At 66.9% G+C, this 19,992-nt stretch carries 19 protein-coding genes and 1 tRNA gene; 5 read left to right on the forward strand and 15 right to left on the reverse strand.

The features are described from left to right. The first annotated feature begins 65 nt into the window (after positions 1 to 65). Complete coding sequence (locus ACFOOQ_RS18780) at positions 66 to 401, forward strand: antibiotic biosynthesis monooxygenase family protein (protein ID WP_379729177.1); 336 nt, start codon at positions 66 to 68, stop codon at positions 399 to 401. 45 nt (positions 402 to 446) lie between these two features. On the opposite strand, the gene clpX is transcribed toward ACFOOQ_RS18780, so the two are convergent. The 5 genes from clpX to ACFOOQ_RS18805 form a co-directional block, all read right to left on the reverse strand. Continuing rightward, entirely contained in the window at positions 447 to 1,709 is a 1,263-nt protein-coding gene (gene clpX, locus ACFOOQ_RS18785; RefSeq protein WP_379729178.1) for an ATP-dependent Clp protease ATP-binding subunit ClpX, read from the reverse strand. Between the two features lie 254 nt (positions 1,710 to 1,963). After that, complete coding sequence (clpP, locus tag ACFOOQ_RS18790; RefSeq protein WP_379729451.1) at positions 1,964 to 2,590, reverse strand: ATP-dependent Clp endopeptidase proteolytic subunit ClpP; 627 nt, start codon at positions 2,588 to 2,590, stop codon at positions 1,964 to 1,966. Positions 2,591 to 2,767: 177 nt separating this feature from the next. Then, complete coding sequence (tig, locus tag ACFOOQ_RS18795) at positions 2,768 to 4,093, reverse strand: trigger factor (protein ID WP_379729179.1); 1,326 nt, start codon at positions 4,091 to 4,093, stop codon at positions 2,768 to 2,770. Positions 4,094 to 4,175: 82 nt separating this feature from the next. Then, positions 4,176 to 4,260 (reverse strand) — tRNA-Leu (locus tag ACFOOQ_RS18800). 211 nt (positions 4,261 to 4,471) lie between these two features. Beyond that, positions 4,472 to 5,167 carry a glycosyltransferase gene (locus ACFOOQ_RS18805; protein ID WP_379729180.1) on the reverse strand — a complete coding sequence of 232 codons (696 nt, stop codon included), beginning with the start codon at positions 5,165 to 5,167 and terminating at the stop codon, positions 4,472 to 4,474. A 205-nt stretch (positions 5,168 to 5,372) separates the two neighbouring features. On the opposite strand from ACFOOQ_RS18805, the gene ACFOOQ_RS18810 reads away from it, so the two are divergent. Together ACFOOQ_RS18810 and ACFOOQ_RS18815 are read left to right on the forward strand one after the other, a co-directional pair. Continuing rightward, positions 5,373 to 5,639, forward strand: a complete 267-nt coding sequence (locus ACFOOQ_RS18810; RefSeq protein ID WP_379729181.1) for a helix-turn-helix domain-containing protein — start codon at positions 5,373 to 5,375, stop codon at positions 5,637 to 5,639. A 21-nt stretch (positions 5,640 to 5,660) separates the two neighbouring features. Then, on the forward strand, positions 5,661 to 7,397 hold the full coding sequence (locus ACFOOQ_RS18815; protein ID WP_379729182.1) for a SulP family inorganic anion transporter: 1,737 nt from the start codon (positions 5,661 to 5,663) through the stop codon (positions 7,395 to 7,397). Here the strand turns inward: ACFOOQ_RS18815 and ACFOOQ_RS18820 are convergent. From ACFOOQ_RS18820 to ACFOOQ_RS18835, 4 genes are read right to left on the reverse strand one after another with little or no spacing between them, the layout of a single operon-like run. Beyond that, complete coding sequence (locus ACFOOQ_RS18820; RefSeq protein WP_379729183.1) at positions 7,366 to 8,844, reverse strand: NAD(P)H-hydrate dehydratase; 1,479 nt, start codon at positions 8,842 to 8,844, stop codon at positions 7,366 to 7,368. The genes ACFOOQ_RS18815 and ACFOOQ_RS18820 overlap by 32 nt on opposite strands. 3 nt (positions 8,845 to 8,847) lie before the next feature. Continuing rightward, entirely contained in the window at positions 8,848 to 10,248 is a 1,401-nt protein-coding gene (locus ACFOOQ_RS18825; RefSeq protein WP_379729184.1) for an amidase, read from the reverse strand. A 41-nt stretch (positions 10,249 to 10,289) separates the two neighbouring features. Continuing rightward, positions 10,290 to 11,684 carry a cytochrome P450 gene (locus ACFOOQ_RS18830; RefSeq protein WP_379729185.1) on the reverse strand — a complete coding sequence of 465 codons (1,395 nt, stop codon included), beginning with the start codon at positions 11,682 to 11,684 and terminating at the stop codon, positions 10,290 to 10,292. A 13-nt stretch (positions 11,685 to 11,697) separates the two neighbouring features. Then, the gene (locus ACFOOQ_RS18835) at positions 11,698 to 12,468 is read right to left on the reverse strand and encodes an SDR family oxidoreductase (RefSeq protein WP_379729186.1); all 771 of its coding nucleotides are present in this window, start codon (positions 12,466 to 12,468) and stop codon (positions 11,698 to 11,700) included. A gap of 107 nt (positions 12,469 to 12,575) precedes the next feature. Between ACFOOQ_RS18835 and ACFOOQ_RS18840 the strand changes: the two genes are divergently transcribed. Next, positions 12,576 to 13,631, forward strand: coding sequence for an alcohol dehydrogenase (locus ACFOOQ_RS18840; protein ID WP_379729187.1), 1,056 nt, complete (start codon positions 12,576 to 12,578; stop codon positions 13,629 to 13,631). On the opposite strand, the gene ACFOOQ_RS18845 is transcribed toward ACFOOQ_RS18840, so the two are convergent. Further along, a complete protein-coding gene (locus ACFOOQ_RS18845; RefSeq protein ID WP_379729188.1) occupies positions 13,628 to 14,722 on the reverse strand; it encodes an FIST signal transduction protein in 1,095 nt (364 codons plus the stop codon). The genes ACFOOQ_RS18840 and ACFOOQ_RS18845 overlap by 4 nt on opposite strands. 81 nt (positions 14,723 to 14,803) lie before the next feature. Here ACFOOQ_RS18845 and ACFOOQ_RS18850 point away from each other — a divergent pair, with 81 nt between their 5' ends. Continuing rightward, complete coding sequence (locus ACFOOQ_RS18850) at positions 14,804 to 15,274, forward strand: DUF2147 domain-containing protein (RefSeq protein WP_379729189.1); 471 nt, start codon at positions 14,804 to 14,806, stop codon at positions 15,272 to 15,274. A 1-nt stretch (position 15,275) separates the two neighbouring features. On the opposite strand, the gene ACFOOQ_RS18855 is transcribed toward ACFOOQ_RS18850, so the two are convergent. From ACFOOQ_RS18855 to ACFOOQ_RS18875, 5 genes are all read right to left on the reverse strand, one after another. Continuing rightward, positions 15,276 to 16,007, reverse strand: a complete 732-nt coding sequence (locus ACFOOQ_RS18855) for an aspartate/glutamate racemase family protein (RefSeq protein ID WP_379729190.1) — start codon at positions 16,005 to 16,007, stop codon at positions 15,276 to 15,278. Then, positions 16,007 to 16,801 (reverse strand): GNAT family N-acetyltransferase, encoded by a 795-nt coding sequence (locus ACFOOQ_RS18860; protein ID WP_379729191.1) that lies wholly within the window; start codon positions 16,799 to 16,801, stop codon positions 16,007 to 16,009. Before ACFOOQ_RS18860 ends, ACFOOQ_RS18855 begins: the two co-directional genes overlap by 1 nt. A 62-nt stretch (positions 16,802 to 16,863) precedes the next feature. Then, positions 16,864 to 17,706, reverse strand: coding sequence for an ABC transporter permease (locus ACFOOQ_RS18865; protein ID WP_379729192.1), 843 nt, complete (start codon positions 17,704 to 17,706; stop codon positions 16,864 to 16,866). 3 nt (positions 17,707 to 17,709) lie between these two features. After that, a complete protein-coding gene (locus ACFOOQ_RS18870) occupies positions 17,710 to 18,564 on the reverse strand; it encodes an ABC transporter permease (RefSeq protein WP_379729193.1) in 855 nt (284 codons plus the stop codon). 64 nt (positions 18,565 to 18,628) lie between these two features. Further along, a complete protein-coding gene (locus ACFOOQ_RS18875) occupies positions 18,629 to 19,978 on the reverse strand; it encodes an ABC transporter substrate-binding protein (RefSeq protein ID WP_449265822.1) in 1,350 nt (449 codons plus the stop codon). Between the last annotated feature and the right edge of the window lie 14 nt (positions 19,979 to 19,992).

The raw sequence follows: 19,992 nt of genomic DNA on the forward strand, positions 1-19,992 counted from the left end.
GCGATTAAGATGGGAATTCCGGCAAGGTCCGTCAAGGCATGGTCGGGCAACCTAAGGGCAACATCATGAGACAAACCGAGTCGGCGGCGGAGTCGACGGCCGCCTCACCGATTCTTGAGCTAGCGCTGCTCGACGTGCGCAGCGGGCAGACCGGCGCCTTCCGGCAGGCGCTGGCCGAGGCCCTGCCGCTGATCCGCCGCCAGCCGGGCTGCCTCGGTGCCGAGGTGCGCCCCTGCCTGGAAGATACACAGCGCTTTGTGCTGCTGGTGACCTGGGCGCGGCTCGAAGATCACGACCCCGGCTTCCGCCAGTCCGGCGACTACCGCCGCTGGCGCGCCCTACTGCACGGATTTTACGAGCCTTTTCCCGAGGTGAAACATTTCGGGCTGCCCCTGATGTAGGGCAGCCCGAAAAAACGGCAAGGTTAACGGAAGGCCGCAGGCCGGTCAGGCGCTGACATCTTCCTGCTTGCGATCGGCGTAGATCAGCAGCGGCTTGGCGCGGCCTTCAACCACGTCGGGAGAAATCACAATCTCTTCCACCCCGTTCATGTTCGGCAGATCGAACATCGGGTCGAGCAGGATGGCCTCGAGGATCGAGCGCAGGCCGCGGGCGCCGGTCTTGCGGGCGATCGCCTTGCGGGCGACGCACGCGACCGCCTCGTCGGAGAAGGTCAGCTTGACGTCTTCCATCTCGAACAGGCGCTGGTACTGCTTGATCAGGGCGTTCTTCGGCTTGGTCAGGATGTCGACCAGCGCCGCCTCGTCGAGGTCATGCAGGGTCGCGATCACCGGCAGGCGGCCGATGAATTCCGGGATCAGGCCGAACTTCAACAGATCGTCCGGCTCGACTTCGGCGAGAATCTCGCCGGAGCGGCGCTCGTCGGGGCCGCGCACATTGGCGCCGAAGCCGATCGAGGTGCCCTTGCCGCGGCCGGCGATGATCTTCTCCAGCCCGGCGAAGGCACCGCCGCAAATGAACAGGATGTTGGTGGTGTCGACCTGCAGGAATTCCTGCTGCGGATGCTTGCGGCCGCCCTGCGGCGGCACGCTGGCAACCGTGCCTTCCATGATCTTCAGCAGGGCCTGCTGCACGCCCTCGCCCGACACGTCGCGGGTGATCGACGGGTTGTCGGACTTGCGGCTGATCTTGTCGACCTCGTCGATATAGACGATGCCGCGCTGCGCCCGCTCGACATTGTAGTCGGCCGACTGCAGCAGCTTGAGGATGATGTTCTCGACGTCCTCGCCCACGTAACCGGCTTCGGTCAGCGTGGTGGCGTCGGCCATGGTGAACGGCACTTCGAGGATGCGCGCCAGGGTCTGCGCCAGCAGCGTCTTGCCGCAGCCGGTCGGGCCGATCAGCAGGATGTTCGACTTGGCGAGCTCGACCTCGTTGTTCTTGCCGCCCTGGCCGATGCGCTTGTAGTGATTGTGCACGGCCACCGACAGCACCTTCTTGGCGTGGTACTGGCCGATCACGTAATCGTCGAGGACGCGGCAGATTTCCTGCGGAGTCGGCACGCCGTCGCGGGTCTTCACCAGCGCCGACTTGTGCTCCTCGCGGATGATGTCCATGCAAAGCTCGACGCACTCGTCGCAGATGAACACCGTCGGACCGGCGATCAGCTTGCGCACCTCGTGCTGGCTCTTGCCGCAGAACGAGCAGTACAGGGTATTTTTGGAGTCACCGCCGCTCAATTTGGTCATGCCTACTCCACTCCGCGGGCCGGCGCCGGGCGCCACCTGCCCTGTTCCATCGAATCGTCATCATAAGGAACCGCGCCGCGCCACACAACGGACACAGGGCCGCAGGCGGCCACAACCCGGACCCACCCGGTTCAAATATGGCAGCCCGGGCCCCGGACAAGCCATCATATATGACAAGGGGTTACCGAATATTCACCGGGATGCTCACCGGGCGCCGGCACAGCGCCGCCGCCCGGCCCGGCGGGATCGGCCGGTCAGGCCTTGGCAGCTTCGCCCTGCTCGGGGCGCTTGGACACCACCTCATCGACCAGGCCGAAGGTCTTGGCTTCCTCCGGGGTCATGAAGCGGTCGCGTTCCATTGCCGTTTCGATCGCGGCGACATCCTGGCCGGTATGCCGGGCGTAGATTACGTTCAGCCGGGCGCGCAGGTCGAGGATCTCCCTGGCGTGGATCTCGATGTCGGCGGCCTGGCCCTGGAAGCCGCCGGACGGCTGGTGGATCATTACCCGGGCGTTCGGCAGGGCGTAGCGCATGCCCTTCTCGCCGGCAGTCAGCAGCAGCGAGCCCATCGAGGCCGCCTGGCCGATGCACAGCGTGGCGATCTTCGGCTTGATGTACTGCATGGTGTCGTAGATCGCGAGGCCGGAGGTGACGACGCCGCCCGGGCTGTTGATGTAGAGGGCGATCTCCTTGTTCGGATTCTCGGCCTCGAGGAACAGCATCTGGGCGGTGGCGAGCGACGCCACGGCATCGTTGATCGGCCCGACCAGGAAGATGATGCGTTCCTTGAGCAGCCGGGAATAGATGTCATAGGCACGTTCGCCCCGGTTGGTCTGTTCGACCACCATCGGGACCAGCATGTTCATGTAGGTGTCGACCATCTTGTCCATGATGCGCGCCTTGCTGAAACAGGAAGATACGTATTGCGCTTAATGTGGCGCAGTCGGGGCCTTCCGGCAATGGCTGGGCCGGATCGGCTGTATGCGGAAATGGAAAGCGCCGGGCCTGTTTTCAAGCCCGGCGCTTCGCTGATTCGCGGCTGAACCGCAGGCCGGAGGTCAGGAGGCGACCGCCTCGGCCTCCTTCTGCAGCTCTTCCTTGGTGACCGGCTTTTCGCTGACATCGGCCATTTCGATGATGAAATCAACCACCTTGTCCTCGAAGATCGGGGCGCGCAGGCTCTGGGCGGCTTCCGGGTTCTTCTGGAAGTATTCCATCACCTGGCGCTCCTGGCCGGGGAAGCGGCGGGCCTGCTCGATCATCGCCTTGGTGATTTCGTCCGGCTTGACCTCGATATTGTTGATGCGGCCGACTTCCGACAGCAGCAGGCCGAGGCGGATGCGGCGCTCGGCAATGCCGCGGTACTCGCCCTTGAGCTGGTCTTCCGACTTGCCCTCTTCCTTCAGCTCGGCCTCGAGCCGGGCCTGGTCGGCGGCGATCTCGCCCCATATCTGGCCGAATTCCATCTCGACCATGCCTTCCGGCACCGGGAAGCTGTGCTGCTCGGCCAGCTGGTCGAGCAGGCTGCGCTTCATGGTCAGCCGGGCCATGCCCTTATATTCCTGACCGAGGTCCTTCTTGATGTTGTCCTTCAGCTCCTGCAGCGAGGCGAGGCCGAAGCGCTTGGCAAACTCGTCGTCCAGCGTCACCGCCTGGGCGCCGCGCACTTCCTTCATGGTGCAGGCGAATTCGGCAGCCTTGCCGGCGAGGTCGGCATTGCCGTAGGCCTCCGGGAAGGTCACCTTGACGGTGACCGCATCGCCGGCCTTGGCGCCGACCAGCTGGTCCTCGAAGCCCGGGATGAAGCTGTTCGAGCCCAGCACCAGCGGATAATCATCCGCCGCGCCGCCGTCGAACTTCACGCCGTCGACGCTGCCGACGAAGTCGATCACCACCTGGTCGCCGTTCTGGGCGGCACGCTCGACCTTCTCGTAGGTCTTCTGCTGCTCGGTCAGACGGGTCATGAACTCGTCAACCTCGGCATCGCCCGGCTCGACCACCAGACGCTCCAGCTTGACCTTCTTGAAGTCGCCCGGCTCGATCTCCGGCAGCACCTCGATGGCGATGGTGCATTCGAGGTCCTTGCCCTCGTCGAAGCTGACGATGTCGACCTTCGGCTGCATCGCGGGGCGTAGCTTGTTGTCCTCGATGGCCTTCTGCAGCGCCGAATTGACCTGCTCTTCCATCACCTCGCCGAGCAGTGCCTTGCCGTACTGCTTCTTGATGAGCGCGGCCGGCGCCTTGCCCGGACGGAAGCCCGGCATGTTGACGCGCTCGCGCAGGCCCTCGAGCTTCTCGTTGACCGTGCTCTCCAGCGCGGCGGCGGCGATCACCACCTTGTATTCGCGCTTCAGGCCCGAGGCGCTGACTTCCGTGATCTGCATGACGAAGACACCTGTCTCTTGAGTAAATTCCGGTCCGCCGCCCCTTGGTGCGGCGGCTGGGGCGCGACACGCGTTGCCGGACTGGTGCGGGCGGAGGGACTTGAACCCACACGCCTTGCGGCACAGGAACCTAAATCCTGCGTGTCTACCAGTTCCACCACGCCCGCGGCCGACAGCATCCACGCCGGCCCGGGGCCCGCGTTGAGCGGGCTTTCATACAAATATCGGCCTGCGGTGGCAAGGGGTGCCGGGCGCCGGATTACCGGCCCGCAAGCCATGCCGGTGGCCGGCGCTGCCCGACCGGGTCCGGACCGGCGCAACACCCCTTAAACGGGAATATATCGGCCGGTTTCGCGGATTAATGCCCGCAGGGGGCGATCACTTCGTTTTCGCGACCCGCTGGGCGCAATGCAGCATCGCCTCGCGCTCGGCCAGCCAGAGGTCGCTGTAGGCGCAGTCGCTGGTGTCGTCGTAATACGGCCCGCCCAAGGTGTAATGCACGATGGAGATGTCCCTGGCCGGGATGGTCGGGTCGTAGTCGGCCAGGTAATTCCAGCGGTGCGGGATCTCGCCGATCAGGCCGTCGTCGCCGAGCCATTTGAACTGGTGCAGTTCCAGCCCGGTGGCGCTGTTGACGTAATCGGGGGTCAGCGCCGTGCATCTGGCGCAGTTGAACAGCATCACGCTCGACCAGTTTTTCTTCTCGTATTTGGTCTGCACCTTGTCGAGGAACTTCACATCCTCCTGCGGCACATGGTCGTGCTTGACCACCTGGACGGCATAGCGGTCGTCGCGCAGCGCCCACAGTTTGGCGATATCGTCGAGGACGAGCATGTCGTCGTCCATGAAGATCGCCCAGTCCTGGAAACCGGCCAGAGAGGGCGTCAGAAAGCGCGAAAACGAGAAATCGGTCGACTGCAGCTCGTGCTGCGGCCGGGTATAGAGGCCGCCCAGCTGGTTCAGCGCCAGATGGGTGATGGCGACCGGCTGCGAGGCGCGGCGATTGATGCTGAGCGCGGCCACGCTCGACACCACGGGTGCCGCGCGGCTGTAACCAATGAAAACACGGATCATTCGAGCTTCTCTCAGAATTGCGTGCGGCTAGCCCTACACCATAGCGTCCTACCGCAAAGTTAAGCGAGGCAGCTTGATCCGGCGCAAGGGAAGCGGGTCCGATGGCGGGATCAATTAAATATATCAATATTGATGTATAATATATAATATTGACTATACTATATAAACATACTACCGTTCAAACCGTTAACAGAGATATCCCGTCATGATCACCGGTGCCCAGATGCGCGCGGCCCGCGCCCTGATTGCCATCGACCAGCGCAGGCTGGCCGAACTCTCCGGCCTGTCGCTGCCGACCATCCAGCGGATGGAAGCCAGCGACGGCGTCGTGCGCGGCAATGTCGATTCCCTGATGAAGCTGGTCGGCGCACTGGAGACCGCCGGCATCGAGCTGCTCGGCGACAACGCCCCCAGCACCGGCGGCGGGCGCGGTGTCCGCCTCCGTATGCCAACCCCTCTCCCGGACAAATGACCCCCCAAGGGTGATGATGCCATGACCACGCCCGAGCGCCCCTCGCCTGCCAGCCACAAGCCCAGCTTCGCCGAGTTGTTCATGCCGAAGCTGGTGACCATCCTGCGCGAGGGCTATGGCCTGCGCGACCTGCGCGCCGATATGGTGGCCGGGCTGACGGTCGCCATCGTCGCCATCCCGCTGTCGATGGCGATCGCCATCGCGTCCGGCACCACGCCGGATCGCGGGCTTTTCACCGCCATCATCGGCGGCTTCCTGGTTTCCGCACTGGGCGGCAGCCGCTTCCAGATCGGCGGCCCGGCCGGCGCCTTCATCGTGCTGGTGGCGGCCTGCGTCGCGCGCAACGGCATCGACGGCCTGCTGCTCGCCACCATGATGGCCGGCCTGTTCCTGCTGGTGATCGGCTGGCTGCGGCTCGGCACCTACATCAAGTTCATCCCCTACCCGGTCACCGTCGGCTTCACGGCGGGCATCGCGGTGATCATCTTCGCCAGCCAGATCCGCGACCTGCTTGGCCTCAGCCTGAGCGGCCACGAGCCCGGCCCGCTGGTGCCCAAGCTGCTGGCGCTGGGCGATGCCCTGCCCAGCGCCAGCCCGGCCGCCATCGCCGTCGCCGTCTTCACCATCGCGGTGATCGCCGGCCTGAAACGCTGGCGGCCGCACTGGCCCGGCATGCTGATCGCCGTCGGGCTCGCCGCGGTGGTCGTCGCTGTCGTCGCCCTGCCGGTCGAGACCATCGGCACCCGCTTTGGCGGCATCCCGCGCACCCTGCCGCTGCCGGCGCTGCCTGCCATCTCGCTGGCGAAAATACAGGCCGTGCTGCCCGACGCCTTCGCCTTCGCTTTGCTCGGCGCCATCGAATCCCTGCTGTCGGCCATCGTCGCCGACGGCATGACCGGCCGCCGCCACCGCTCGAACTGCGAACTGGTCGCCCAGGGCGTCGCCAATATCGTCGCGCCGCTGTTCGGCGGCATCTGCGTCACCGGCACGGTCGCCCGCACCGCCACCAATGTGCGGGCCGGCGCGCGCGGTCCCATTGCCGGCATGCTGCATTCGGTTTTCCTGCTGCTGTTCATGCTGGTGGCGGCGCCGCTGGCCAGCTACATCCCGCTCGCCGCGCTGGCCGGCGTGCTGACTGTGGTGGCCTGGAACATGGCCGAGAAGCATGCCTTCGCCACCCTGCTGCGCTCGTCCTGGGGCGATGCCGCCGTGCTGCTGGCGACCTTCCTGCTGACCATCTTCCGCGACCTGACCGAAGGCATCCTGGTCGGCTTCGGCCTCGGCACCCTGCTGTTCCTCAACCGTATGGCGCAGGCGACCACGGTCGACAGCCATATTCCGCTGGTGCCCGAGGACCGCGCCGACGATGCCAACGGTGGCCGCCGGCCTTACGACGCCGCGCTGGCCAGCGATCCGGACATTGTGATCTACCGGATTTCCGGCGCTTTCTTTTTCGGTGCGGCCTCCAGCATCGGCGCGGTGCTCGACCGCATTGCCGACCGGCCGAAGACCTTCATCCTCGATTTCGCCGCAGTGCCCTTCCTCGACTCCACCGCCGCCAACACCATCGACGGCCTCGCCCGCAAGCTGGAACGCAGCGGCACGGCCCTGATCCTGACCGGCGTCACGCCCCCGGTGCGGCATGTGCTCCGCGCCCATGGCATCATCGCACCGCGCGTGCAGTACCAGCCGACCGTCGAGGCCGCACTCGGCAGCCGGCAGGCGATCAGCGCCGCAGCAGCGCCAGCGGCCTCCTGACCGCCAGCGGCAGGTCGTCGGCGATCAGTCCGGCGCCGGCTTCCGCCGCTGCCGCGCCATGCAGCCAGACGGCGGCACAGGCCGCCTCGAAGGCCGGCATACCCTGAGCCAGCAGCCCCGCACAGAACCCCGCCAGCACGTCACCGGCGCCGGCGGTGGCCAGATCGGGCGGCGCGTTGGCATTGATCGCCGCCTTTCCATCTGGCGCCGCGATCACCGTATCGGCACCCTTCAGCACAACGATGGCACCGCTGCGCGCGGCGGCGGCCCGGGCGCGCGTAAGCTTGCTGCTGCCGTCCCCGGCCAGATCGGGAAACAGCCGGGCGAATTCGCCGTCATGGGGCGTCAGGATCACCGGGCCCTGCATCGCCGCGAATAACCGTGATGGATCGGCGGCAAAGGCCGTCAGCGCATCGGCGTCCAGCACCACGGCACGCCGGGGGACACGCCCGGTACCCAATGCCGCCAGCACCGCCATGCGTGTCGCATCGCCGGTGCCGTTGCCGGGCCCGAGCAGCAGCGCATTGCGGCGTGCATCGGCAATCGCCATGCGCCAGTCGGGCACGCCTTCACACGGCTGGCGCATCAGCGCATCGGGGCCACCCGCCTGCTGCAAAGCCGCAGCCGGCAGCGCCAGGGTCACCAGCCCGGCGCCGATCCTGAGCGCAGCATGACCGGCAAGCTGCGCCGCGCCGGCGCGGCCACCGCCACGCACCAGCACATGGCCGCGGGCGTATTTGTGGCCATCGAGCCGGGGTCGCGGCAGCAGCCCGCGCCACAGGGCCGGGTCGTTCAGCCATTGTCGCGGCGCGATACCCTCGAGCACAGCCGCCGGAATGCCGATATCGGCGACATGCAGCTGGCCGCAGAGCAGCCGGCCGGGCAGCAGCAGATGGCCAGGCTTCGGCCGGAAGAAGGTGACGCTGCGGGTGGCACGGATCGCCACACCGCGCGGCTGGCCGTCATCGCCATGCAGGCCGCTCGGCAGGTCGACGGCCACCACTGGACGGCCGCAGGCATTCACCGCCTCGACCAGCACTTTCGCCATGCCATCGAGCGGCCGGCCGAGGCCGGCGCCGAACAGTGCATCGACAATGACGCCGGCCGCCACCGGGTCAGCATCCGCCGGCGCCAGCACGGGGCCGGTCCACTGCGCCGCCATGGCCGCCGCATCGCCGTGCAGTGCTTCCCGGCTGCCCAGCAGCACCAATGCGACCGCGCGGCCTTGGCCTGCCAGCAGCCGCGCGGCGACAAAGCCGTCGCCGCCGTTGTTGCCCGGCCCGCACAACACCAGCACCGGCCCGCGCGGATGACAGCGCTGCACGATGCGCGCCACGGCAGCGCCGGCTGCCTCCATCAGCACGAGACCTGGCGTGCCGGCCGCGATCGTGCGGCGGTCGGCCTCGCCCATCTCGGCCACGGTCAGCAGGACGGCGTTGGCGCTCATGGTTCAGATCGCCGGCCGGCGCTTGTGCCAGTCGGTCGCCGCTTCATAGGCGGCCGCGGCGCGCAGCACCAGGTCGTCGCGATGCATCGGGCCGACCAACTGCAGGCCGATCGGCAAGCCGGAGGCCGAGAAGCCGCAGTTCACCGACATCGCCGGCTGCTGGGTCAGGTTGAAGGGATAGCTGAACGGCGTCCAGGCGGTCCAGTAGGCGTCGCCCATGCCGTCGGGCACCAGCTTGCCGGCAGTGAACGGCAGCACGGCGAGGCTCGGGGTCAGCAGCAGGTCGTATTTTTCATGGAATGTCTTCATGCGCACGCCAAGCGCGCCGCGCGCGTTGGCGGCTTCGAGATACTGTTTCAGCGTGATCGCCGCGCCGCGCTCGAAGGTCTTCACCAGCCCCGGATCGAGCAGCTTGAACTTCTCCGCCGGCAGCGCCATCAGCGCGTTGTAGGCACCGGCGAACCAGTGGGTGTGGAAGGCATCGACCGGATCACTGAAGCCCGGATCGACCTGTTCGACGATGGCGCCGAGCGCCGCCATCTGCTTCGCCGCCGCGTCCACCGCCGCCGCGATTTCCGGATCGACCCTAGCATAGCCGAGCGTCGGACTGTAAGCGATCTTCACCCCCTTCACGCCGGCCGCCAGTCCGGCGGCGTAATCGGTATCGGCATAGGGCAGCGCAAACCAGTCGCGCGCATCGGGCTTCGCCATCTCGCGCAGCATCAGTGCGGCATCGCGTACCGTGCGGGTCATCGGCCCGAGATGCGCCACCGTGCCGAAGGGACTGAGCGGCGCCGCCGGCACGCGGCCGAAGCTCGGCTTCAGCCCGGCGATGCCGGTGAAACCGGCCGGAATGCGGATCGAGCCGCCACCGTCGGTGCCGACGGCGAACTGCCCGAGGCCGGCGGCGACCTGCGCCGAGGCACCGCCGGACGAACCGCCGGGCGTGGTGTCGGTGTTCCACGGGTTGCGGGTGATGCCGGTCAGCGGCGAGTCCGTCACGCCTTTCCAGCCCATTTCCGGCGAAGTGGTCTTGCCGAGGATGACGCAACCGGCCTCGCGCAGTCGCGCGGTGACCGGCGCATCCTCGTCCCAGGGCTGGTCCGGATTGGTGGTCTTCGAACCACGCAGGGTCGGCCAGCCCTTGGTCAGGAGGATGTCCTTGATCGAGGCCGGCACGCCGTCGACGGGACCGAGCGGCTTGCCCGCCTGCCAGCGCGCTTCCGATGCCCGGGCGTCTTTCAGCGCAGACTCCTCGTCCACCAGGCAATAGGCGTTGAGCTTGGGATTGACCGCCGCAATGCGCTTCAGCAGGGCCTGGGTCACCTCTACCGGCGACAGGCCGCCGGTGCTGTAGGCTTCAACCAGGTCGGACGCGGTGGAAAAACAGAGATCGTCGCTCATTACTCTCTCTTTCGCTTGCCTGAAGTTTTCTGTCTGGGGAATTACTGCCTGCGGCTTTCGATGGTCATCGGCAGGCCGGGCGTCGGCCGCAGGGTGATCTTGCCGACCGGCTGCACAATACTGCCCGGCACCATGCGGCAATGCAGTCTTTGTGCCAGCGTCGCGAGGATCAGCACGGCCTCGATCATCGCAAAGCCCTGCCCGATGCAGATGCGCGGACCGGCGCCGAACGGCAGATAGATGTAACGCCGGCGGGCGGCCACCCGTTCCGGCGCGAAATTCTCCGGATCGAAAACATCGGGCTGTGGCCAGTAGAGCCGGTGCCGGTGCATCAGCCAGGGCGAGATGATCACATTGGTGCCGGCCGGCATCTCGAGATCGCCAAAGCGGTCGTCGGCCATCGCCAGCCGTGCCGTGGTATGGGCCGGCGGATAGAGCCGCATCGCCTCTTCCACCACCATCCGGGTATAGGCCAGCTTGTCGTAATCGCCATACTCCGCCGGCCGGCCGCCGAGTACGGCAGCGAGTTCCGCCCGCAGCTTCGCCTCGACCGCCGGCGCATGGGCCAGCAGATACCAGATCCAGGCCAGCGCCGTCGCCGTGGTCTCATGCCCGGCGAGGAAGAAGGTCGCCATCTGGTCGCGCACCTCGCGGTCGTCCAGCCGGCTGCCGCCCTCGTCGTCTTCCGCCGCCAGCAGCAGGCCGAGCAGGTCGCCGCCGAGATCGCCGCCGGCCGCGGCGCGGTCGCGGCGGCGGCGGATCAGGTCACGGATGATGGCATCCATGCCGGCCAGCGCCGCCTGGCCTTCGCGGACCGACGGCCGCGGCACCCAGCGCGGCAGGCCGAGCAGGTCGGGGATGTTGGGCCGCACGGTGGCCTGGTAGCGGTCCATGGCGCCGCCGACCGTCGAGACGTCGGTGGTGGTATCGGCGCCGAACATGGTCTGCGCGATGATGTCCAGCGTCAGCAGCATCATCTCGCGCGCCATGTCGACCGGCTGATCCGATGGCTGTCGCGACAGCCGGTCGGCGAGCGCGGTGCTGCGTTCGGTCATGATGGCGGCAAAGCCGGACAGCCGGCGCGGCTGGAAGATCGGCGCCATCATGCGGCGCTGGCGTTTCCACACCGCGCCCTCGCTGGTCAGCAGGCCCTGGCCGAGGCCCGGCTCCAGCAGCCGCTTGCCGACCGGATCGCGCTCGTAACTGGCGGCATTGTCGAGCATGACATGGCGGATCAGGTCGGGGTGGTTGGCCACGACGACCGGCCGGAAGCCGAACCGGTAGACGATGATGTCGCGCTCGAAGGCCTCACGCGTCCAGGTGCCGATGGAATTCTCGCGCAGGGTCCGGATCAGCCGGATCAGCGGCAGGCGACGCTCATAGCGCTCCGGAAAGGCCGGAACGAAACCGCTGTCTGCCGCCGCCGCTGCGCTCATTGCCGGCGTTCCATCACAAGGTCGTGGTCATGCCGCCATCCACCGTCAGCAGATGGCCGTTCACGTAAGATGCCGCCGGCGAGGCGAGATACAGCGCCGCCCCGGCCAGTTCCTCCGGCCGGCCCCAGCGGCGCAAAGGCGTGCGCTCGTTGACGAAGCGCACGAAGGCTTCGTCCTTCAGCAGGTCGCGGTTGATCTCGGTCTCGAAATAACCCGGCGCGATGGCGTTGCAGGTGACGCCGGCCGATCCGAGTTCGGCGGCCAGCGACTTGGTCAGGCCGAGCAGGCCGTGTTTGGCCGCCGTATAGGCCGGGATGCTGGCGCGCCCCTTCACCGAGAGGACCGAGCCGATATTCACGATGCGGCCGAAGCCGCGCTGGACCATGCCCGGCGCCGCGGCGCGCGACAGCACGAAGGCTGCCGTCAGGTCGACCTCCAGCACCTGCCGCCAGTCGTCGACGGTGAAGGCGTCCAGCGGCTTGCGGATATTGATGCCCGCATTGTTGATCAGGATGTCGAGCCGGCCATGGGTCTTGCCGATGGCGACAATCGCGGCCTCGGCAGCCGGCGCATCGGCGACATCGAAGGCTGCCGTCTCGACCAGGCCATGCGGCCGCACGGCGTCGGCTGCCGCCTGCAGGGTCTCGGCATGACGGCCGTTGATCACCACCAACGCGCCGGCCTCGGCGAAGAGTTTGGCGATCTCGAGACCGAAGCCGCGCGACGCGCCGGTGACCAGCGCCACGCGGCCGCTCAGGTCGAACATCTGCTGCAACAAAGCCATGACGGTACCTCCCGGCCACCGAGTTTAACGGCTCCGGCGCTGGACACCAGCCCGGCCGGCTCTTTACCATCCTCGGCAAACAGAAAAACCGCCCGGAGGACGCCATCATGCTGCGCTGCTATCAGGTCGCCGAATTCGGCAAGCCGCTGGTCGCCGCCGACAGGCCGTTGCCCGTGCCGCAGGGCCGCGAGGTGCTGGTGCAGGTGGAACGCTGCGGCGTCTGCCACAGCGACCTGCATATCTGGGAGGGCTATTTCGACCTCGGCGGCGGCAAGCGCGTGGTGGCGGCCAACAATGGCGCCCTGCTGCCGCTGACCATGGGCCACGAGATCGTCGGTACCGTTGCGGCAACCGGCCCCGAGGCCATCAGCGCCAAGCCCGGCCAGCGCCGGCTGGTGTTTCCGTGGATCGGCTGCGGCAGCTGCCCGCCCTGCCGCGATGGCGCCGAGCATCTCTGCGCCGGGGCCCAGAAGGCGATCGGAATTTTCACCGACGGCGGCTACGCCAGCCATGTGCTGGTGCCTGACGAGAAGTATCTGCTCGATATCGGCGACCTCGATCCGGCACTCGCCGCCACCTATGCCTGCTCGGGACTGACCGCCTATTCGGCGCTGAAGAAGGTCGGCCCGCTGGCCGACCATCACACGTTGCTGATCGTCGGCGCCGGCGGCGTCGGCCTCAATGCAGTGGCGCTGGCGAAAGCCGTCACCGGGCAGGCGCCGGTGGTCGCCGACCTCGATCCGGCCAAGCGCACGGCGGCGATGCAGCTCGGCGCCAGGGATGCCATCGACCCGCGCGCCGAGGGTGCGCTGAAGACGCTGCTGAAAGCCAGCGGCGGCGTCATGGCAGCAGTGGATTTCGCCGGCTCGGACGCCAGCTTCGGTTTTGCCTATGGCGCCTTGCGCAAGGGCGGTCATCTCGTCTCGGTCGGCCTGCTCGGCGGCCAGGCGACGATCTCGCTCGGCCTGCATGTGCTGAAAGGGCTGCGCTTCACCGGCTCCTATGTCGGCAGCCTCGCCGAACTGCAGGAGCTGATCGCGCTGGCCCGCCGCTCGCCGCTGCCGGCCCTGCCGATCACCGCGCGCCCGCTGGCCGAAGCAACAGAGTCGCTCGCCGCGCTCAAGGCCGGCACGGTCGTCGGCCGCATCGTGCTGGAGGCCTAGAGGAACAGCGCCAGCACGCCGGTATAGCCATAGAGGCGCGACTGGGCGATCTCGCCGCCGCAGTACATGCCGACCAGCGGCAGGTCGGGAAACACCGTCTGAATCCGCGACAGTTCGCCCGGCGTCTGCACGAACTGGTCCTGGCAGCGTGCCATGCAGGAGAACCACAGGGCACCGCGCGGCGTCTGGTCGCCACAGCGCCGCTTGAGGTCGGCCAGCATGCGATCCATGTCGCGGCCGGCGCTTTCGACATCGCGGCGGCAGAAGAACAGGCTGTCGCCCTCTTCTACCATGGCGCCGATGGCGATGCCGCCGGCCTGCGGATCGACACCGATGATGTTGCGCACCAGATAGTCGGGCCGATCCGTGCCGCTGACCGGCAGGCCGATCATCAGCCCGGTGCCGAGCTTGCGCAGGTCCTGCAAAGATTCGACGCCGAAGCTGTCGCGCAGCACGTCATAGGCCGGGCGGTCGTCGAGTTCGAGCACCAGGTTGCCGTCGGCCGCCGTCACGGTATGGAGGTCGCCGACCTGGGCGCAGCCCTGGCTCATGCCGGTCAGCACCGGCTGCGCCTCGGAGAAGACCACGCCGGACATGCTGCCCTCGGCAACCTTGCCGGCCCATTGCGGCCGCGCGCCGCGGCCGGCGATCAGGCCACCGACCAGATAGGCGCCGCTGGCCTCCGAGAAATCCTCGATCAGTTCCGGCAATGCCGGGACCTGGGGATCGGCATGCACCACGCCGAACCAGCCCTGCGGCCGTTCGGTCGGGCTGCTGAACAGGGTGGCGCTGTCGTCGGGCACCTCGCCGATCAGGCAGGCGACCACCGGCTCGTCGCAGAATTCGGTATCGCCGGCCGCCACGCTGTAGGCGCAGGCACCGACGATCATCTCGATACCGGTGGCGGCGCTCAGGCGGCGCACGATCTTGGGCAGGCGGTCGGCCAGCCGGTCGCTGACATAGACGAAGCCGATATTGGCGGCATCGGACAGCGGCATCAGCTGCAGCAGGCAGCCGTCGACGGCCATCCGCCAGTCCTCTGCCGCGCTGACTCCAAGCCGGAATCGCGAGCCGGCTGTCTGTTCGGTCATGCCGCACCTCCTGTGCTTCCGGCCCGAGTATAGTATTCTCGTCTCATGATCGAAGCCCAAAAAGAGCCCGGGAGGGAAAGTATGACGCATATTGTGCGCGCTGTTGCAATGATTGCCGCTTTGTCCGCCCTGATGATTGGCCTGTCCAACAACCTCGTGGCAGCCGGGGCCGCCGCCCCGGTCGGCTTGTGGACCACCATCGACGACGAGACCGACGCGCCGCGCAGCATCGTCGAGATCACCGAGGTGAACGGCGAACTGCAGGGTCGTGTCACAAAAATATTCTACCGACCCGACGAAAAGCCCGACCCGGTCTGCGACAAATGCGAAGGCGCCCGCAAGGACCAGCCGGTCATCGGCATGACCTTCCTGTGGGGCATGAAGACGGATGGCGACGGCTGGGCCGGCGGTGCCATCCTCGATCCGAAGAACGGCAAGATCTACAAGGCCAAGATGAGCCTGAGCGACGACGGCAAACGCCTGCGCGTGCGCGGCTTCATCGGCATGCCGCTGCTGGGGCGCAGCCAGACCTGGCTGCGCGGCGACCGCTGATCTAGGTAGTCCCGGAAATTCTGGCCGCCAGCGCCGGCGACAGCCCGGTGCTGGGCACCGGCGGCAGCGTCGCATCATAACCCGCACAGGCATGGGCCGTGGCCGCCTCGGCCGCCCGCAGCGCGGCCTGGGTGCTGTCGATCAGCGGCACCGGCACGGCACCGGCCAGAGCCGGCACCAGACCGGCAAGCCCGGCGCCGCCGAGGATCACCCGTTCGGCGCCATCGGCCGCGGCATCGCGGCAGGCCTGCGCCAGCAGCGGCAGGGCAGCGTCGGGCGCGCGGGCGATATCGCCGCCGGTCGGCGCCACGGTGCGGATCGTGGCCAGCCGGTCGGTGAGGCCACGGGCAGCGACGAACTCCCGCAGCATCGCTTCCCAGCGTTCGCCGCCGGTGACGATGCCGAAGCGGCCACCCTGCCCGGCCGCCTGCGCCACCGCGGCATCGGCCATGCCAATCACCGGCACCGGACAGAGCTCGCGCAGGGCATCGAGGCCCGGATCGCCGAAACAGGCCAGCACCACGGCATCGAAACCCTCGCCGGCCGCCGCCCAGGCATCCAGCGCGGCATGGCCGGCGATGGCATAGGCGCTGCGCGAGGAGACATAGGCCGCACCGAAGCGGCCGGTGACGCCGGTAAGTTCCGTGCCGGGTGCCGCCATGCCGCGCGCCACGGCCAGCACCTGGTCGGTCACCGCTTGCGTGGTGTTCGGGTTGATCAGCAGCAGGCGCATCAGCCGAGCTCGAAACTGGTGATGCCGTAAAGACCGTTGATGTCGACCACCGGGGCGGCGCCGCGATACATCCGCGCCGTCTCGAATTCCGGCGTCAGCCCCGCCGCCTCGGCCAGCCGGATCGCGGCGGCGTTGTTTTCCGGCACGTCGAGGAAGACCGGCTCGTCGCCGGCATCGCCGCACAGCGCGGCCAAAAGGTCGGCCGCCAGCGCCGGCGTCTCGGCATAGAGCGGGCCGATCTTGCGGCCGCGCCCGCAGGGCCGGATCACGCCGAGCGCGGCGATCTCGCCATTGACCACCGCCGCCAGCGCATGATGGCCCGGCGTCGCCAGCCAGCGCACCAGAAAGGCATCGCGCGGTGCCGGAAAGAAGCGCCGGTCGAAGGCGGCCAGCCGGTCAAAGCGGATGCGGGCGGCATCGACCAGTTCCGCCTGGCCGGAAAACGGCCCGGTCTGCGCCCGGCCGCCGAAGCGGATGTTGCGATGGGCCAGCACGAAGCCGGATGTGCGGTAATTGTCCTGCTGGGCCACCACGCCGTCGAGGCCGATGGTACGCTTGCCGAGATGCTGCAGGCCGGCCTGCCAGATCGCCATGCCATGGCCGCAGCCGCGCCATTCGCGGGCGACGATATAGAAACCGAGGAACCCGTAGCCGTCGCCATAGCGCACCACCGAGATGCAGCCGACCGGCTGGTCGTCGACGAATCCCATCAGGAACCCGGACGGGTCGGCAACGTGGAAATTGGCGGCATCGCGCCGGCCGGGGTTCCAGCCTTCGGCGGCGGCCCACTCCACTGCGAGGTCCAGATCGGCCCGCGACATTACCCTGACAGACAGATTCGACGGCATGGCCGTCCCTATACACCCTTCCCGGCGTCGGAACCATGGCGCTCGCGGCGACGGCGGATGATGACCACCGTACCCAGCGCCAGCAGGATGATGAGGAACGAGAAGCCGCTGGTGACAGTGCCGAGCGCATAGAGCACCGGTGTCGTCACATTGGTGGTCATGGCATAGATTTCCAGCGGCAGGGTGTTGCTGGTGCCGGCCGTCATCAGGGTGCGGGCGAATTCGTCATAGGACAGGGTCAGGCCGAACAGCGCGATGCCGACCAGGCTGGGCAGGATGATCGGCACGATGACATGGCGGATCACCTGCCACGGCGAGGCGCCGAGGTCGCGGGCGGCCTCCTCGTAGGATTTGTCGAAGCGGTTGAAGATCGCGAACATGATCAGCAGGCCGAAGGGCAGCGTCCAGGTCAGATGCGCGCCGAGCGCCGAGGTATACCAGGCAGTGTCCCAGCCGATGATGCGGAACTGCAGGCCGATGCCGAGGCTGACCAGGATCGAGGGCACGATCAGACTGGCAATGGCGAGATAGAAGATCAGGCCCGAGCCGCGGAAACGGTGACGAAAGGCCAGGCCGGCCGACAGCGCAATGGTCACCGTCAGCAGCATGACGATGACGCCAAGCACGAAGGACCGGCCGAACGAGCCGGCGAAATCGCCAACCATCTGCTTTTCGGTCAGGTTCCGGAACCAGGTGACCGAGACACCGTTCATCGGAAAGGTCAGCCCGCCATTCGGGCCCTGGAAGGACAGGATGAAGATGGTCGACATCGGCCCGTACAGGAACAGCACGAACAGCAGGAAGAAGGCGCCCAGCACATAGAAGCTCTTGCTGCGCTTGCGGCCATGCATGGTCTACAGCTCCTTGCGGATATCGACCAGCCGCATCATGCCGACCACGATCAGCAGCACGACAATCAGCAGGATCACGGCATTGGCGGCGGCGGCGGGATACTGCAGCAGCGACATGGCATTCGCCATCATCAGGCCGACCGAGGCGCTCTGGCCGCCGCTCATGAAGCGCACGGTGATGAAATCGCCCATCACCAGGGTGACGACGAAGATCGAGCCGATGGCGATCCCCGGCTTGCACAGCGGAATGATCACGTTGACCAGCACCTGGAAACCGCTGGCGCCGGCGTCATAGGCCGCCTCCATCAGCGCGCGGTCGATACGCATCATCGAGTTGAAGATCGGCACGATCATGAACAGCGTGTAGAGGTGCACGAAGGCCAGCACGACCGAGAAATCCGAGAACAGCAGGAATTCCAGCGGATGCTGGATGACCCCGAGCTTGATCAGCAGGCTGTTCATCAGGCCGTTGCGGCCGAGGAACGGAATCCACGAGATCATGCGGATGATGTTCGAGGTCAGGAACGGCACCGTGCAGACCAGGAAGCAGGCGGTCTGCCAGGTCGCGCTGCGCACGTGGAAGGCCAGGAAATAGGCGATGGTGAAGCCGATCGCCAGGGTCAGTGCCCAGGCCATCACGGCATAGCGCAAGGTGTTGAGGTAGGTCTGCAGCGTCACCTCGCTGCCGAGCAGTTCGCGGTAATTGGTGAAGATGAAATCCGGGATGATGCTGACGAAATTGTAGTCCCAGAAGCTGACCACGATGATGGTCAGGATCGGGATCACCAGGAAGCCGGCGAACACCGCCGCCAGCGGCGCGACCTGGAGATACGGGATATAGGATTTCTTCTGCATCATCTCTCGGCATCCGGCCCGCCGCCGCGCGGCTTGTCGTCCGCGCGGCGGCAGTACCGTCAGGTCGTCAGGCGGCGATGAACTCGTTCCACTTCTGGACCATGTAGCGGTCCTCGTCCATCACGGCATTCCAGCAGGCGACATGGCCCATGCGTGCCTCGAAGGAGCCGCCGTCGCGCACGGCGCCGGCCTTCTCGAGCACCTTGCCTTCGGGGCTCTTGATCTCGCCCTTGGCCGGCTTGCCTTCCATCCAGAAGCCCCACTCGTCCTCGCTCATGTAGGCCTTGGCGGTCTCCAGCGCCGCCGAGTAGTAACCCTGCCGGTTCAGGTAGGCGCCGACCCAGCCCGAGAGATACCAGTTGATGTATTCATAGGCCGCCTCGAGCTCGAGGCCGCTGAGGTGCTTGGCGAGACCGAGACCGCCGCCCCAGGCGCGATAGCCTTCCTTGAGCGGCTGGTAGACGCAGGGGATGCCCTTGGCGCGCACGGCGGTGACCGCCGGCGACCACATCGACTGGATCACCACCTCGCCCGACGCCATCAGGTTGACCGACTCGTCGAAGGTCTTCCAGAAGGCGCGGAACTGGCCGGCCTTCTTGGCTTCCTTCATCACATTGATGGTCTTGTCGATCTCGGCCTTGGTCATGTTGCCCTTGTCGCCGTATTTGATCTCGCCCATCGACTCGCAGATCATCGCCGCGTCCATGATGCCGATGGAGGGGATGTTCAGGATGGACGTCTTGCCCTTGAACTTCGGGTCCATGATGTCCTTCCAGTTGCCGATCGGGCGGCCGACCAGATCCGGACGGATGCCAAGCGTATCGGCATTGTAGATGGTCGGGATCATGGTCATCCACTGGGTCGGCGACTTGGCGAACTTCACCGAGTCCTTGCCCTCGACGAAGCCGACGGTATGCGGTGCCGTGCCCTGGGCGATCACGCTGTCGGGCTTCAGCTTGCCGGTGATGAACAGCGGCACGATCTTGTCGTAATACTTGATCTTCTTGACGTCCATCGGCTGCATGATGCCGGCCGGGAACACCTTCTTGCAGATCCAGTATTCGATGTCGGCGATGTCGAAGGATTTCGGCTGGGTCACCGCGCGCTGGGCGACCGCATCGGAATCGAGCGCGGTCATCTGCAGGGTGATGCCGGTATCCGCCTTGCACTTCTCGGCGATGGCATTGAGGTTCGACACGCCGGTGCCGAACTGGCGGAGCGTGACGTTCTTGATGTTCTGCGCCCAGATGGTCGGGAACCCGGTGAACGCGCCGCTGCCGGCGGCGAGGCCGATGCCGGCCGCCGCCCCCTTGAGGACCGCGCGGCGGTCGATGGCCTTGCCGCCCGTCATCCGGCCGTCCGTCGCCTTGCTGCCCGTTGCCCTGCTGCCCGTTGCCTTGTCACGCTTGCCTGTCATAACTGCCTCCACTG

Origin of the sequence: Ferrovibrio xuzhouensis (assembly GCF_042648965.1) — a bacterium.
Taxonomy (GTDB): Bacteria; Pseudomonadota; Alphaproteobacteria; order Ferrovibrionales; family Ferrovibrionaceae; genus Ferrovibrio; species Ferrovibrio xuzhouensis.